15 protein-coding genes are annotated in these 15,484 nt (G+C 45.7%); 5 read left to right on the forward strand and 10 right to left on the reverse strand.

Going from position 1 to position 15,484, the window contains the following annotated elements; genetic code table 11:
* Positions 1 to 178 precede the first annotated feature (178 nt).
* A complete protein-coding gene (locus LZG94_RS03200; protein WP_215233569.1) occupies positions 179 to 1,153 on the forward strand; it encodes a polyprenyl synthetase family protein in 975 nt (324 codons plus the stop codon).
* Between the two features lie 138 nt (positions 1,154 to 1,291).
* Complete coding sequence (locus tag LZG94_RS03205; protein WP_233790501.1) at positions 1,292 to 2,695, forward strand: leucine-rich repeat domain-containing protein; 1,404 nt, start codon at positions 1,292 to 1,294, stop codon at positions 2,693 to 2,695.
* A gap of 3 nt (positions 2,696 to 2,698) precedes the next feature.
* On the opposite strand, the gene LZG94_RS03210 is transcribed toward LZG94_RS03205, so the two are convergent.
* The 7 genes from LZG94_RS03210 to LZG94_RS03240 all read right to left on the reverse strand — a co-directional run bounded on the left by LZG94_RS03210 (position 2,699) and on the right by LZG94_RS03240 (position 10,093).
* Positions 2,699 to 4,876, reverse strand: coding sequence for a DUF5916 domain-containing protein (locus tag LZG94_RS03210; protein WP_233790502.1), 2,178 nt, complete (start codon positions 4,874 to 4,876; stop codon positions 2,699 to 2,701).
* A gap of 36 nt (positions 4,877 to 4,912) precedes the next feature.
* On the reverse strand, positions 4,913 to 5,212 hold the full coding sequence (locus LZG94_RS03215; RefSeq protein WP_215233566.1) for a DUF3817 domain-containing protein: 300 nt from the start codon (positions 5,210 to 5,212) through the stop codon (positions 4,913 to 4,915).
* Positions 5,213 to 5,353: 141 nt separating this feature from the next.
* Positions 5,354 to 7,951, reverse strand: a complete 2,598-nt coding sequence (gene ccsA, locus LZG94_RS03220; RefSeq protein WP_233790503.1) for a cytochrome c biogenesis protein CcsA — start codon at positions 7,949 to 7,951, stop codon at positions 5,354 to 5,356.
* Positions 7,948 to 8,382, reverse strand: coding sequence for a cytochrome c maturation protein CcmE (locus tag LZG94_RS03225; protein ID WP_215233564.1), 435 nt, complete (start codon positions 8,380 to 8,382; stop codon positions 7,948 to 7,950). Before LZG94_RS03225 ends, ccsA (LZG94_RS03220) begins: the two co-directional genes overlap by 4 nt.
* Positions 8,383 to 8,390: 8 nt before the next feature.
* Positions 8,391 to 8,615 carry a CcmD family protein gene (locus LZG94_RS03230; RefSeq protein ID WP_233790504.1) on the reverse strand — a complete coding sequence of 75 codons (225 nt, stop codon included), beginning with the start codon at positions 8,613 to 8,615 and terminating at the stop codon, positions 8,391 to 8,393.
* A gap of 71 nt (positions 8,616 to 8,686) precedes the next feature.
* Positions 8,687 to 9,376 carry a cytochrome c biogenesis protein CcsA gene (gene ccsA, locus LZG94_RS03235; protein ID WP_233790505.1) on the reverse strand — a complete coding sequence of 230 codons (690 nt, stop codon included), beginning with the start codon at positions 9,374 to 9,376 and terminating at the stop codon, positions 8,687 to 8,689.
* A gap of 45 nt (positions 9,377 to 9,421) precedes the next feature.
* The gene (locus LZG94_RS03240; protein ID WP_406566165.1) at positions 9,422 to 10,093 is read right to left on the reverse strand and encodes a heme exporter protein CcmB; all 672 of its coding nucleotides are present in this window, start codon (positions 10,091 to 10,093) and stop codon (positions 9,422 to 9,424) included.
* 221 nt (positions 10,094 to 10,314) lie between these two features.
* Here LZG94_RS03240 and LZG94_RS03245 point away from each other — a divergent pair, with 221 nt between their 5' ends.
* The gene (locus LZG94_RS03245; RefSeq protein ID WP_215233560.1) at positions 10,315 to 10,542 is read left to right on the forward strand and encodes a FeoA domain-containing protein; all 228 of its coding nucleotides are present in this window, start codon (positions 10,315 to 10,317) and stop codon (positions 10,540 to 10,542) included.
* Positions 10,543 to 10,570: 28 nt separating this feature from the next.
* A complete protein-coding gene (feoB, locus tag LZG94_RS03250; protein ID WP_233790506.1) occupies positions 10,571 to 12,706 on the forward strand; it encodes a ferrous iron transport protein B in 2,136 nt (711 codons plus the stop codon).
* A 6-nt stretch (positions 12,707 to 12,712) separates the two neighbouring features.
* Here feoB and LZG94_RS03255 read toward each other — a convergent pair whose 3' ends face one another.
* From LZG94_RS03255 to LZG94_RS03265, 3 genes are read right to left on the reverse strand one after another with little or no spacing between them, the layout of a single operon-like run.
* Positions 12,713 to 13,069, reverse strand: a complete 357-nt coding sequence (locus LZG94_RS03255) for a DUF5615 family PIN-like protein (protein WP_233790507.1) — start codon at positions 13,067 to 13,069, stop codon at positions 12,713 to 12,715.
* Positions 13,069 to 13,296 (reverse strand): DUF433 domain-containing protein, encoded by a 228-nt coding sequence (locus tag LZG94_RS03260; protein ID WP_233790508.1) that lies wholly within the window; start codon positions 13,294 to 13,296, stop codon positions 13,069 to 13,071. Before LZG94_RS03260 ends, LZG94_RS03255 begins: the two co-directional genes overlap by 1 nt.
* Positions 13,297 to 13,341: 45 nt before the next feature.
* Positions 13,342 to 14,823, reverse strand: coding sequence for an NAD(P)H-hydrate dehydratase (locus LZG94_RS03265; RefSeq protein WP_233790509.1), 1,482 nt, complete (start codon positions 14,821 to 14,823; stop codon positions 13,342 to 13,344).
* 238 nt (positions 14,824 to 15,061) lie between these two features.
* Between LZG94_RS03265 and rplS the strand changes: the two genes are divergently transcribed.
* Positions 15,062 to 15,424 (forward strand): 50S ribosomal protein L19, encoded by a 363-nt coding sequence (rplS, locus tag LZG94_RS03270; RefSeq protein ID WP_215233555.1) that lies wholly within the window; start codon positions 15,062 to 15,064, stop codon positions 15,422 to 15,424.
* Positions 15,425 to 15,484 lie beyond the last annotated feature (60 nt).

Here is a 15,484-nt window from a genome sequence, read left to right on the forward strand (position 1 = left end):
TCCCTTTCCTCCCTTCCCCCAATTCTAAACATTTTCACACTTAAATTGATATAAACAGAAGATTTTATTCCAAATTTGAAGATTAGTGTTCGGGAGTAAATTTGACTTTCAGCCTGTCTGAAATGTCCGTTGAACATCCTTTCAATTTCCAGGGGAACATGGTCCCTTTTTCAAGCATATGACCCTTTCAATAAAGGAAATCCAGCTTCCTATTGCAGACGAAATGAAGGCTTTCGAGCACAAATTCCGTCAATTTATGAAAAGCGATGTAATGCTCCTTGATCAGATTATGAACTATATCGTGAGGCGAAAAGGAAAGCAGCTTCGTCCGATGTTCGTTTTTCTATCTGCCGGAGTCTGCGGCAATATTACCGAATCCACTTACAGGGGCGGGGCGCTGATCGAATTGCTGCATACGGCCACGCTGGTTCATGATGATGTGGTGGACGATTCCAACTACCGCCGCAGTTTTTTTTCTGTCAATGCCTTATGGAAGAACAAAATCGCAGTGCTTGTCGGTGACTACCTGCTTTCGCGGGGATTGCTGCTTTCTGTGGATCACGGAGAATTTGACCTTTTAAAAATCGTTTCTACCGCTGTGCGTGAGCTGAGTGAGGGAGAATTGCTGCAAATAGAAAAGGCCCGGCGGCTCGATATCAACGAAGAAGTTTACTACCAGATCATCCGTCAAAAAACGGCCTCACTGATCGCTTCGTGCTGTGCAGTAGGCGCGAGTTCCGTAGGTGCGAGTGAAGATATTGTGAAGCAAATGCACGCTTTCGGCGAAAAAGTCGGAATGGCATTTCAGATTAAAGACGATTTGTTTGACTACGGCGAGGAGGAAATCGGCAAGCCGCTTGGGATCGATATCAAGGAAAAGAAAATGACCCTGCCGCTTATTTATGCATTGAACAAATCGTCGTGGCTCGAAAAACGGAGCATTATCAATATCATCCGCAACGAAAGTCACAAACCCAGGAAGGTAAAGGAAGTGATCGATTTCGTCAAAAATTCCGGCGGATTGCGTTATGCGCAGGAAGTAATGCAGCGGTATGTAGAAGAAGCCCAGGTCATTTTAAGCCAGTTTGCCGACTCTCCGCATCGCCGGTCGATGGAGCAGTTAGTCCAGTTTACGATCGAGCGTAGTAAGTAGCAATTCCTGGTGATCATCCTCCGGGCATGCTGTTCGTTGAGACACTAAAATTTCTTGCTTTTGCAAAATATATAAGTTAGTATAATAATATAACTAGATATTTAGTTACATTAGCATATTCACTTAATGCAAATTGTTATGAAATTTTTCCTAACCATTATTTTCGTCACTGGTTATTTGCTGGCTGTTGGTCAGCCGGTTATTGTCAGTAGCCATTCTGAGGAAGGCAAGCGATTGCAGAAGAAGCTGGGGCCGGATTTCTTCGTCGAGCTCGGTGTGATTGAGGTACCGCACAGCACAGTCCATAATTTCAGCAAAGCTTGTGCTGATATTATGGCCGCTGAAAAATACAAGGATGTGTACGCCCATGGGAGTGCGGTTGTAAACAAGCAGGGCAAACCGGAATATTTCTTTGTCTCAGTTACAAGTCCGTTCCAATTTAATTCCGTTGACAAAACTAATCGTACTGCGGAATTTGATTCGCTTGCCAATGTGTTGGCAACGCATTTAAGACCGTTTGTGGAAAGCTTCATTTCCAAGCGGACCATCGGGAGAAAAACGGTCGTGACTATGTCTTCAACAGCGAAGATCCAGGCAGTTGCACGAAGCACACGAGATTCAACAATCAGCGCTATCGACGCATTGTCCGAAATGCGGGACACGTTGGGCATCAAATATATTTCCCTGTCCAAAAGCTTACTAAACACTATCCCCGCCGCAATTTACCGCTTTCCAAATGTCGAAGCGCTGCTACTGAGTGACAACGACATTGAGGCGGTAGAGCTGGATTTATCGCGCCTGCCAAAGTTGAAACAGATCGATCTGACGGGAAACATCCTGCGGGATGGCTCTATCCGGTTGTCAAAAAACAAATCGCTTAAAATGCTGATGCTGCAAAAAAATCAGCTTAACGATATTCCTGCCGCAGTTAAACGTTGCAAAGGGCTGGAAATGCTTTGGCTGGGGAGCAACAGTCTTTCAAAGCTGAGCAACAAAAGTTTCCGACGTGCGAAGTCAGTGCTGGATCTTAATTTCTATAAATCCGGCCTCGCGGTTTTACCGAAAGGAATAAAAAAAATGAAGCGGCTGGAAGTCCTTGACCTTTATTATAACAACCTGAAAAGTCTGCCAAAAACGATAACAAAACTGCGGAACCTGACGCATCTTGCAATTGCTCACAATCAAATTGAAGCCTTGCCTGCGGACATCGAAAAGCTTAGCAAAATACATACGCTTTACGCGCATCACAATCATCTGAGCAAGCTTCCCGAGAGCTTCAACAAAATGAAAAACCTCAAACTTCTTGATCTCGGTTACAACTGGTTTGTCCAGTTTCCCGAGCCGCTGACTTCATTTGTGAACTTGCAGGAACTCGATTTATCATCGAATAACTTCCAGGATTTTCCTGAACAATTGTTGCAAATACAGAAGCTTGAAAGGCTTCATCTGCGCGGAAATCCATTCCTCAAACCGGGCTCAGATATCATTTACAGCAAGCAGCTTTCGGTTTTGAAAGACAAGAACATCGAGGTTTTCTATTAAGCCCTACCAATTCCACCAATAGGTGAGTTTTAGCACCACAGCCCGGTTTTTAACACGGAAATTTTCAGGCAGGTAGTTGTCCGTGTAAACGATAAATAAATCGGAAGCGGGCTTGTATCTCCATTGCAGACGCGCATTCAGGTTGATATTATCAGCTTGATTGTTGTATTGCATGAATGTGGTGAAAAACAGTTTGTTGGTAAATGTCACATCAACACGAGGCCCAACGAGCCAGAGCTGCGTCCGATTCCAGGGTTCCGGCAGACGGATATCGTTATAATTTCCTGCCATCGTAATTGCTACGTAAGGTTGCACGCGGTAACCGATCTCCGCGCGCAGGTTGTTCCGGTGCCCGTTTTGATAATAGCCACCAAATATGCCCGATGTCAGGAATGTAAGCCGGTTTTGCGGCCCTGAAACGATATCAAATCCGGTTGCTTTCCAATTGTGAATACCGCCGGTTGGTAACGTGAAGCTGCCCAGGTTAGTCGGGTCAAACGGGCGTAGTAAGCGGATGTTGTAACTTCCACCCCACACAGAAATCGTCGCGCGGTTGATAAAATTGATATTATAGGAAAGCGTAAATTCTTTGTCGCTGACATTAAATTTCTTATCCCAATACACATTGCTGACCAGTTTCGGGCCGTGGCTAATGATTTTGGGGGATTTTATAAAAAACAGATAACCGACATTCGGGCTGATCTTATAGTATCCCATTCGCACTGCATTGGGCACGTAACCTACTTCTGCATTATAATTTGCACCCACATATTCGTGCTGCCACTGCCAGAAAAAGTTGGCCTTGTTGAATTTTAAATCGGCCGCGTGCGTGAAATCGTTACCTGATTTTCCCGGCGTGAACGATTTGAGGACCATTACCTTACCAGTCCAAAGGTTTTTGGCACTTGCGAGGTTAAACTCCGCGCCCACGTTTCTATTGTAGCGATTTGTACCGACATGCTGTTCAGCAGCAAAATTAGTCGCGTCTTTGTTCACAAAAATGAACCTTACATTGGATCTCGCGAGCACCTGGCGCTGCAACGCAAGTACTGCATAGTTGTTATGCGGGGTAAGGGTATCGTTTGAGCCGGTTTGCACGTCGAGGAGCCCCACGCGCCAATTCTTGTTGATCTTTCCACTCACCCGCGCGCCAAACTGAATAGGAACGCCCAAACCAATGCGCCGCGAGAAGAACGGCCGGATACTGGCGTAACCGAAGTTGGCAAATAGGTCGGCGTTTTCGAGAAAGAACTGCCTGCGCTCCGGGAAGAAGAGCTCGAAACGGTCGAGATTAGTTTGCTGCACGTCTACGTCTACCTGTGAAAAATCGGGGTTGACGGTCAAATCGAGGTTCAAGGAAGGTGTAAGGCCGATTTTTACGTCACCGCCTATTGCGGGCTTGTAATTAGGACGTGAGTCGGTTTGGTAATCTTTCGTCAAACGCGTGGCTGCGTAGGGAATAACTGAAATATTAGGTCCCGGATTGGGTGGCGGCGTATCCCAAACCAGCACGCCTGTGTAGGCAAGCGAGGCAGAAGGAAATTGCCGGGGTACCGGCGCCCAGGCCGATTTTTCAGAGATAGTAAGATCCTGCCGGCTGAAATTGATACCCCAGCGCGTGATACCAGGTTTGTACCGAATACTTTTGAAAGGTATTGCAGCTTCCCAAACCCATTTATCATCGTCGTTTTTTACTGCGCTGACCCACTTATTATCCCAGCTGAGGTCCACCGTTCCGCCGTCGCCCTGCTGTCCATCCCAGGGTGCGCCGGCTGCATTGGCACCAAATGAGAATCCGTTGGTACGATCGTCGAATGTATCCATGAACAACAGGAAGTTGTCATTTTTACCAAAAGAAAAATCCCTTTTCAGCGATTCCACCACGATTGAGCCTTTTACGGGCTTGTAGTTGATTACCAGAATGTAGAGATTGTCTTTGTCGTAGCACATCTTCACATCCGTTTGCGCCCTGGAATAGCTGGTATCCATCGGCGTGATCATGAAAAAATTGTTGGCAGTTTCTGCCGACGACCACGCGAGGTCGTCGGCGACACCGTCGACTTTCAGATCGGATACAGCGGAGTGAATGTGGTACTGGTAATTTTCGTTGGGTTTCTGAGCAACGCTTTTGAATACGATTAAACAGAAAAAAAGGCAGGTTAGGTTAGCTTTGGTTAGCACTTTTCAGGTTTAGGATTTAGGAATGTTGGGGGCAAGCTATTCTCTGAACCACTTGGCATCAGCGTAAAATGTCCCGAAGGGAATGATAGATGATAAAAATGATAAAAAGGATTTTTTAAACGACCATTCTCTTTCTATTGCCACCTGGATAAGCAGGATCACGAACATGACAAATAGCACTCCATGCGCCATACCGACCGTTTTTACGGCCTGAGGGAGACCAGCAAAATATTTCAATGGCATAGCAATGCCTAATAGCACTAGATAGGAGATTCCTTCTATAAATGCGATGATCCGCAGTCGGCCCAAAGGCGATTTAATCAGTTCAGTAACCATATATGAGTGGATTATTGAAAATAGTACATTTTCACGTAAAGATACATACAGAAGCTTTTGGGTGCGTTTCTATTTTGCACTCAGGGCATAAAAAAAGGGTTCAGCATATCACTGAACCCTTTTTTTATCATATATCTAATCTCAGGCCGTAACCACTTTCGATTTCGTCTTGGGTGTAGCAGCCGAAGCCGATTCCCTGTTTCTCATTTTAATGAAATCTTTAAACCTCCGGATCGTCGCCATCACAAAGCCGATCACTAGTACGAATGTACCGAGCCAAAGGATATTAATGAGCGGTTTTTCGGTGGCTTTCATGACGATAAAATCACGCTGGGTGGTATTTACGCCGAAAGTAAACTGACCGGTTTGCGGATTGATTTCCTGGAACTGCAAACGCATACCCAGTTCATTGCTGGTCTCGGGCTTGCGGGCTACCATTCTGTCACGGATTACAAACGAAGGTGTGATCACAAATTCTTTGTCTTTATCCAGAATGCGGACGATCGCTTTTACTGCCGCGTCGCCTTGACCTAATGTCACACCTTCCACTTCCTCAGTCCTGACCACGTTATCGAGGATCGCGACATAATCATTTACAAAGAAAGTATCGCGAAGATTGACGGTAAAGTTCTCAGTCTGGCTCCAAACTGGCTCGGCAGTGGGGTTGGTAACCATCGAAACGTAGGTATACAAATCCTTATCAACCTTGCGCTGGATATCCGGCGATGAAACAATGCCGCCCATGCGTGGGTTGATTTGTACGCGGGGGAATAGGGTGAATATCCTGCCGGAAGGCTCGCGGTATTCGATTTCATAGTAGAAGTTTTCAGGGAAAATCTCGATCGTATCGCCCTTCGAATTATATTTCTTGCCGTCGACTTCAATGTCGCGTAATGCAACAGCGTGGAAATCGCCTTCAACGATATCAACCCAACTTTTGGGAATGTAGCCCGGAATGTGGCGCGGCTCTACGCGGACATCGCGCCAGGTGAGCATATAGTCGCCCATTTTTTCTGCCTTATTGAGCCAGAGCGTAATATTTTCCTTGTTTTCCTTATTATCGTTGCTCGTAAATTCTTCACTCCGGGAGATCATTAAACCCGAGTTATTAATCGAAACAACCCTTGTATAGGCAGAAGAAAAGAGGATACCGACAAGCATTAATGCTACACCAATGTGCGTAATCGCGCCGCCGGACAATCCGTAGTTACCTCTGATGATATTGAGCAGAATAGTGCCGTTTGCAACGATCGCGAAAATGGCAGTTGTGAGCAGAACGATATATTGAATGTCTTTAACACCCTTGAAAGTGATTACCGCCGCACTGATCAAAAGTGCGATCAGTAATGGGTTATAGAGCGCCTGCAAATTCCCTTTTCCGGTTCGTTTCCACCAGAAAAACTGTCCGATACCCGTTAATGCGATTATCAGCGAGAAGAACCAGAGCTGGAATTTGTTATAATGCGCGATCTGATCGGCGGGTAATGCCATATTCAGTACCGTACCAAACGCTTCCGCTATCTTGTTGTAAACCGGGATTGAAGTGGTTGCAAGTATTTGAAAACCAGACAAACACAAGAGAGTCGCTCCAATAAATATCCAGAATTCCTGTGAGTAAGTGGAAACTTCTTCTTCGTCACTTGGCAGCGATTTCCAGCGGTAGATTAATAGTCCGATGGACACGATGGTGAATGTGAGCAGATAGATCAGCAGCTGGCCGGATAAACCCAAATCGGTAAAAGAGTGAACCGATGCATTTCCCAATACCCCGCTTCTCGTCATGAATGTGGAATAGAGAATCAGGATAAATGTGGCAATCGTCAGTATGAAAGAAGTTTTCAATGCAGTCGCATTTCTTCTCGCGATGATCATCGTGTGCACAGCCGCCACCAATACGATCCAGGGAACGATAGACGAATTTTCCACGGGATCCCAGTTCCAGTAGCTACCGAAGTTGAGCGTTTCGTAAGCCCAGTAAGCGCCCATTAAAATACCAACTCCTAAAACCAATGCTGAAAAGAGTGCCCAGGGCAATGCCGGGCGCACCCAATCCTGGATTTTCTTGGTCCAGAGTCCGGCAATAGCGAAGGAGAATGGGATCAGTGTAGAAGCAAAGCCGAGGAACAGGGTAGGAGGGTGAATCACCATCCAGTAGTTCTGCAACAACGGATTCAATCCATTTCCGTCTTTGGGAATAAAATTGGGATCCATTTTGTAAACAGGCAGATCCGGCATTACTTCTTTAAGCAGCAGAAATGGCGTAGAGCCGATCTTCACGTCAAGTCCGGGAATCACAACACCCAGGATCATGGAAGTAAGAAATGCCTGTACCAATGCAAAAACGGTCATTACTGGCGCTTCCCACGATCTGTTTGAGAATATCAGAATACAGCCCAAAACTACGTTCCAGAAGATCCAAAGCAGGAAACTACCTTCCTGATCCTGCCAGAAACTGGAAATGGTATAGCCGGTTGGTAGTGAAAGCGAAGAGTTTTTCCAGGCGTAATGGTATTCAAAATAATGGTTACCAATGATCCAGTAAAGCGAGAATACCACACCGACAACCGCCGCAACGTGCACATAGAATATCATACGTGCAAATCGTTTCCACGTCAGCGTTTCTTCAATAGTAGCAGAAGAAGTGCCAGATTTAAAATAAGCGAAAGTTGCAAAGAGCGCACTGACAAATGCGACAATAACCAGCAGGTGACCTGCACTTCCTATTGTACTGTGGATCATGATTTTGCAGCAGTATGTTCAGTGGTTTCCATTTTCCCGTTCTCATATTTGGACGGGCATTTCATTAGGATTTTCTCGGCTGAGAATGTTCCGTCTTTCATTTTTCCAACCACAACCACCTGTTCTGATTTGTCGAAATCCTGCGGTTTTGAGTTTTTATAAACTACCCGCTGCTCTACATTATTATTATCTACCAATGTAAAAACGAAGAGGTTTGGATCTATTTCGGGCTGATATTCCATTTCCAAAATCTGGCCCACTGCATCTTTTTTCAGTTTTCCTACCACGTGAATGCTTTCATCGTCACCATCCTGGGCCATTGTTTTGGCTTTGGTAAAATCGACATAAGTGCTTGCGTCCCCGGCAGTTGAGACAATAATTCCTATTGCGACGGCTATAATGATAAGCCCGAAAATCTGTATCTTTTTCATCGGTTATACTACTTGATATTTAATTCCTTTTCAATTTTCCTAAGCTTAGTATCGATACGCAGCATATTGACTGCTATTCCCGCAAAAACGACCGCAATCACAGCCACCACGACCCAGATCTTACCATCTTCACGCAATTTGTCGGCCATTGGAACCGCTTGTTCCGAAGCTTGCGCAAACAATTGATCAGTAATAAGAAGCAGGGTCAGCAGGAGGGGAAAGATGCGTTTCATGGTAATTCTTGAATTGCTCAAAATCTTAACGAAATTTTGATTTGAAATGTTTATAAAATTTTAAAATAGCCTTAATGCGTAACCGGACGGGCTGAATCCGTAATTTCTTCCCTTACCCGGTTAATGCGTTTCATCCGGATCCGCAGCTCGGCCAGCCACAATCCCAGCAATATGTAACCGATCACGGCCGGATAAAAAACCCGGCGAATACTATTGTCGAAATCATAAGATCCGAAAGTGCTGTTGCCGCCGCTACCAGGGTGCAGCGAATCGGTGAGGCGAGGAAGAATGTAAATGATCGGGATAAATACCGCGAATGCGAAAATGTTGTAAACCGACGAGATCCGGGCCTTGCGCTGCTCGTCTTCAAAAGAGCTTCTCAATAACAGGTAAGCCAGATAAATCAGTATTCCGACCGCGGCGCCGTTCAGTTTCGGATCGTTTGGCCAGGGATCACCCCAGGTGTAATTGGCCCAGATAGAGCCGGTTAGGCAACCAAGGATTCCAAAAAAGATTGCAGATTTAGCCAGTTCACTCGCAATATCATCGTCGTTGATCCGCCCTTTGATCAGATACCGGACTGAAAAAACCATAGACGCAAATAATAGGGTAGTCATTGCCAACCAGAGCGCCACGTGATAGTAGGTATTGCGGATGCTTTCGTTGATGATCGCCAGATGCGGTACCTCGCCCATTAATCCCATCAAGATCACATAGAATATGATTACGATACAAAGGATTTTCCACCAGATCTTTCTCATTTTGAGTCTTTTTACTAAAATTTTAACCCCGCTGACCGCGAAAAATCAACTTCTCCATAAATAAGGAAAAAGCAGGTAGCTGAGCGTTATTACTATGAGATCAATAGATAATAGTGTGGTGATTTCATCCGTGCTGACCGACCAGTCAAGTCCGTCGAGCGCATTTTTTGCCAGCTTGATTGTCATCAAAAGCATGGGCAGGATAAGTGGGAAACTGAGTACGGCCATTAAAGTCGCACTGTTGTCAGCTTTGGAAGCAATGCCTGCTACCAATGTCAATACTGACGCAAATCCAATCGCAGCGAGCAGGATACTGAGCAGGTAAAGACCGATATCCCCGACCGGATTTCCCATTACGAGCGAGTAAATCCCAAATCCAATACCCGACAACGTCAACATAATGAGTGAGTTGTAGATGATCTTGGAAATGATAATTGCCTGCGGACTGCAAAGGCTATAATAGTAGATCAGTCGACCGTAACGTTCCTGCGAAAAGCTTTTTGCAACCGCATTCACTGCCGTGAAGAGAATAATGATCCAGAAAAGGGTATTCCAGACGATTGGAGTGAGCTGGTTTCTGCGGAGACTAAAACTGAGATAAGCCACGAAAACGGTACTGACCACGTACAGCAACATGCCGCTGAGTGCATATTTCTGCCGCCATTCCAGCGTTACTTCTTTCCAGATAAGGGTTTTGATCTCGTTCAAATCTCGCAATCGGGTATCAGCGGGCAGCTTTTTTCAATTAAAATCCTGATAAAAGATTCCCTGTTTCAAACTGCAAAAATACGACATAAAGGCCGAGGGAAATAATAAAACGATCATGATTTTGGGTGATCAGACGCAGAAACGCGGCATATTCCAGCCTGAAATATTTGAATTCCGGGCGGATAGTGCTTAATTTGTGGTTTAAATAAAATGAATCTAAATAAGAATAAATGCAACTGAAAACGGTATCGCAGCTTCGTAAGGGAGAGACAGGAATTATAAAATCCTTTACAGATAGTGCATTGTCGTTGAAGTTGCTGGAAATGGGTTGTCTTCCCGGCTCGGAGGTGCGGCTTGACGCAATTGCTCCGCTGGGCGATCCGATTTGCATTAGTGTGAGTGGTCAGTATAGCTTGTCTCTGCGCCTGAATGAGGCATCCGTGATTGTGTTAGAGTAGATTTACAAGTTGTTTATTAAATTCTCCATTGAAACAAGGAAATATAAAAGTTGCGCTGGTAGGTAACCCGAATGCCGGCAAATCGACATTGTTTAATGCATTAACCGGTTTACGTCAGAAAACAGGCAACTTTCCGGGGGTTACTGTTTCCAAAAAATCCGGGACTTTCCGCATAGCTGCCACTGACGGACTCGCGGACAAAAATGTCATTCTCGTTGATCTTCCCGGACTTTACAGCATTTACCCCAAATCCAAGGACGAGGCGATCGTCATGGATATCCTGGCGAATCCCAAACATCCCGATTTCCCGGACGTGGTGATCGTCGTGATCGACGCGTCGAATCTTCAAAGAAATTTATTGCTCTTCACAGAGATCCGCGACCTGGGGATACCGTCGGTAGTCGCCTTGAATATGCTGGACGTGGCGGAAAGTATGAAGCTGACTGTGAATGCAGTGCAGCTCGCCATGCAATTGCAGGTGCCCGTCGTGAATATCAATGCGCGTACCGGGAAAGGTGTTGATAAGCTGAAAGAGGCAGTTCAGCAAGTTTACCAGAAAGAGGAGCAGCCGGTTCTTGCCAATTTTTATGAGCCGAAGGAAAGCGAAGTGAATCTGATAGGAGAAGTTCGGGAGATATATCAGCTTGACAATGATTATGTCGCGCTTCAATATGTTTGTCAGCACGATAACTTTTCCTTCCTGGAACAACCCGCACGGACGCGGCTCGACAAGCTGATCGAGAAATATGGTTTTGACGAAAATAACTTTCTCGCGACTGAAACAATTGCTCGCTACGAAAAAATCAAACCTATTGTTTCCAAAGCTGTTAAATCACAGGGCCCGACCGAGCAACCTTACTGGACGAGGAAGCTGGATAGTTTCCTGCTACATCCGTTCTGGGGTTATGTGTGCTTTTTAATTGTATTGGTCATCGTTTTTCAGGCCATTTTCGCGTGGGCTACTTATCCGAGTGATATGCTAGACGCGGGGATTGCGCAGGTAATCGAATGGACAAAAGCTGCATTGCCTGAGGGAGTTTTGAATGATCTTATTACCGATGGGATATTGGCTGGTATTGCAGGTATTATCGTGTTTATCCCGCCGATTGCGATACTTTTTGCATTGGTATCCCTGTTGGAGGAATCCGGCTACATGGCGCGGGTAATGGTGATTATGGACAAACTAATGCGCCCATTTGGATTGAACGGAAGAAGTGTTGTTCCGTTGATATCCGGTGCAGCCTGTGCGGTGCCGGCGATTATGACCACACGGAGTATTACGAGCAGATATGAAAGGTTGCTCACAATCCTGGTTACACCTTTAATGAGCTGCTCGGCCCGGCTTCCTATTTACACCATCCTGATCGCGCTTGTCATTCCTTCAACGACCGTTTTTGGTTTCCTTAATTTGCAGGGGCTGGTTTTACTTGGGTTATATGCATTGGGTTTAATAGGCGCGCTGTTTTCGGCCTGGCTGCTTTCTCTTTTTATTCCAAGAAAGGAGACGAGTTATTTTATGCTGGAAATGCCTTCCTATAAATTGCCGCGCTGGGGCCACGTCGCTTTCACGATGTATGATAGTGTAAAATCTTTCGTGATCGAGGCGGGGAAAGTAATTATGGCAATTTCTATTGTCCTCTGGGTACTGGCCAGCTACGGTCCCGGCGATCGGATGGAAGTTGCTGAACAGCAAACCATTGCCAAAATGCAGAACGCGCCTCAGGAGCAGATCGACGCGGCAGTGTCTTCAGCCCGCCGGGAACATTCTTACGCGGGACATTTCGGCCGCTTCATTGAGCCGGCGATCCGGCCTTTGGGATACGACTGGAAAATCGGTATTGCATTGCTGGCATCTTTCGCTGCGCGGGAAGTTTTTGTGGGTACGATGGCAACTATATATAGTATCAGCGGAGATTCGGAAGATGTCCCGACGGTGAAGGAACGGCTGATGCAGGAAAAGAATGCAGAAACAGGCCAGCCCATGTTTACGCCTGCGGTTTGCTTTTCACTCCTGATGTTCTACGTTTTCGCGATGATGTGTATGAGTACGATCGCAGTCGTGCAGCGCGAAACCCACGGTTGGAAATGGCCGTTGATCCAGCTGGCGTACTTAATGGTACTGGCGTACGGGTCTGCTTTTGTGGTTTATCAGTTAATGAGTTGAGCGCATTTAGAAAGTATAAATGACCGGAGCTTCTCCAAGCTCTATGTAAAAAGCTAATTCTATGTTGAGCTTTGCAATTGTTGACAGATTCTTGGCAAAAATTTCGATGAGGTCGTCATTCGATACATTTCCCAAAGTAATCCGGATTAATTTTCGTGGGGTTCTCTTCAAAAAGAATGAGTTTCGAAAATCTTCGTCTTTTGTGATAACTATCAATCCCTGACTGTCTGCAAAACTGCATATCTGCTGATCAGTAGTATGCCATTTCTGCGGAAGCTGGTTTACATGCATCGCATTGTGGCCTTGTGCAACCAGATATTTGACAAGTTTGATCGAAATATGCACGTCGCAGATGAAGTTCATTACGCAGCCTGACTAATCAATCTTCCCGAAACAAGCATTTTGGCGTAGTTCAGACTTGCCAGAATGTCTTCCCTGACCAGTTCGGGGTGATCTTCAAGGATTTCATCTATTGACATTCCCGAACCCAGCATGTCCATAATTACTTCAACCGGCCACCGCATTCCTCTTATAACCGGTTTGCCGTGACATATATTCGGGTCTATTGTGATTCTTTCCAGATGTTGCATAGCTGTGACGTTTATATTCAAAGTTAGAAATTTTTAGGTCATCTGTTACCACCCTAAATTCTCCACAACATCCGATGCGATCAGCGCGGTTTGCCCGTTTCGTTCGGCGGCGCGGTCTCCGGCCAGGCCGTGTTGGTAAACGCCAAGAATAGCGGCGTCGGCGGGTTTGTATTTTTGAGCTAATAAGCTGGTGATAATGCCGGTTAGTACGTCGCCGGTACCGCCGGTTGCCATTCCCGGGTTTCCGGTGGAGTTGAAATGTACTTCGCTATTTGAGAGGATTACCGCAGTATTTGCGCCTTTTAAGCAAATTATCACTTGATATTTTCCCGCAAAATCCCTGGCCAGTTCCAGTCTTTCATATTCATCGCTGCTTTCTCCGGCCAGGCGCTGGAATTCTTTTGGGTGTGGTGTTAAAATGGTATTGGGAGGTAATTTATCAAGCAAATGTCTGTTGCTGGAAAGGATATTCAATGCATCTGCATCGATGATCAGCGGCACTTTGACCTGATCCAACAACTCTTCCAGCAAGGCAATCGTTACAGGCTCCTGCCCGACGCCCGGCCCAACGCCCACGGCTGAATAAGGTTCCAGGTCGGGAAACTGGCTGATATGTTTATCATTTTTGTCGATTGAAACCATTGCTTCCGGCGCTGAGATCTGCACAATATCATAACCGCAAACCGGAGCGTGCATCGTGAGCAACCCTACGCCCGACCGAAGGCAGGCTTTGCCCGATAAAACCGCCGCGCCCATTTTACCAAAACTGCCCGCGAGCAATAATGCGTGACCGAAAGTCCCTTTATGCGAGAATTTGCCACGTGGTTGAATAAGTTTTTCGGCTGAATTTTTATCTGTAAACCAATAGGGTGTAGGCAACTCCTGGATATATTTCCCGCTCAGCCCAATATCCACAACATGCCACTCGCCGGTAAAGCGAACATTTTGAGGTAGTAAAAAAGGTAGTTTCGGAAGTTGAAAAGTCACTGTATGATCTGGCTCGACAATCGGGTCATTTTCCCCATTTGCCTTATCCATATATAAGCCACTCGCAATATCTACCGACACAACCTTGTTTGGCAGCGCATTGATTTTTTGAATAATGCCGGCAAGCAAACTATCAGCCGGCCGAGACAAACCGGATCCCAGCAATGCATCAATACACACTACCTGAGACAAAAGTGTCGGGAATTGATCAGCTGAGCTTATAAATGCGGGATTCAAATGCGTTTTAAGCCGATCAAGGTTTTGCGTAAAATCGTCGGAAGCATTTGGCGTATAATCTGCAACTACAACCTGCACATCGTAACTCAACTGGCTCAGCAGCCGCGCGATAGCCAGTCCGTCGCCACCATTATTTCCTTTTCCGCAGAAAACACAAACCGGGCGCGTATTCACAAACTGGTTACAAAACCAACCCACAAATGCATTGGAAGCCCGTTCCATCAAGTCGAGAGAGGATATTGGTTCATTTTGTATGGTGTATTGGTCGAGCGACCGGATCTGTGCGGAGGTCAATATTTTCATAATTCTGATAGCGTCTGTTTAAGGTTGTGTGTTAAATGTCTGTGCCAACCGGTTGACTTTCACGAATCAGTCCTGCAAACCTCCATGGAATATTTACAATTAATGCTTTTCAAAGCTTTTAGATAAGCGTAAATAATCTTAGCTTTGCACTCGTTTTTCCCTGGGTTGTTTTGAATGAAGGGGCGTCACCCCATCCGCTGAGAACAAGCTATTACTTTAAATCTATAAAGCATTCGTCATGAGTGAACTTATTAAACTCGTAGAAGCTACGATTGAAAATCGTAAATCCGAGTATCCTGATTTTGGATCAGGCGACACAATTAACGTACACGTTAAGATTCGTGAAGGTAACAAAGAGCGTGTACAGCAGTTCCAAGGTACTGTGATGCAACGCCGCAATCTTAACTCAAGTGGTGAAACCTTTACAGTACGTAAAATATCAAACGGCATAGCTGTTGAACGCGTTTTCCCAATTCTTTCACCAAGTATCGCAAAAATCGAATTGATTCGTCGCGGTAAGGTGCGTCGCTCACGTTTGTTCTATCTGCGTGGACGTCAGGGTAAAGCTGCTCGTATCAAAGAGCTTAAAGTAGCGAAGTAATAACTTCTCTAAAAAAATTTAAAACCCTGCAGGTGATTTTTTCTTGCAGGGTTTTGTTTT

Origin of the sequence: Dyadobacter sp. CY343 (genome assembly GCF_021390335.1) — a bacterium.
Lineage (GTDB): Bacteria > Bacteroidota > Bacteroidia > Cytophagales > Spirosomataceae > Dyadobacter.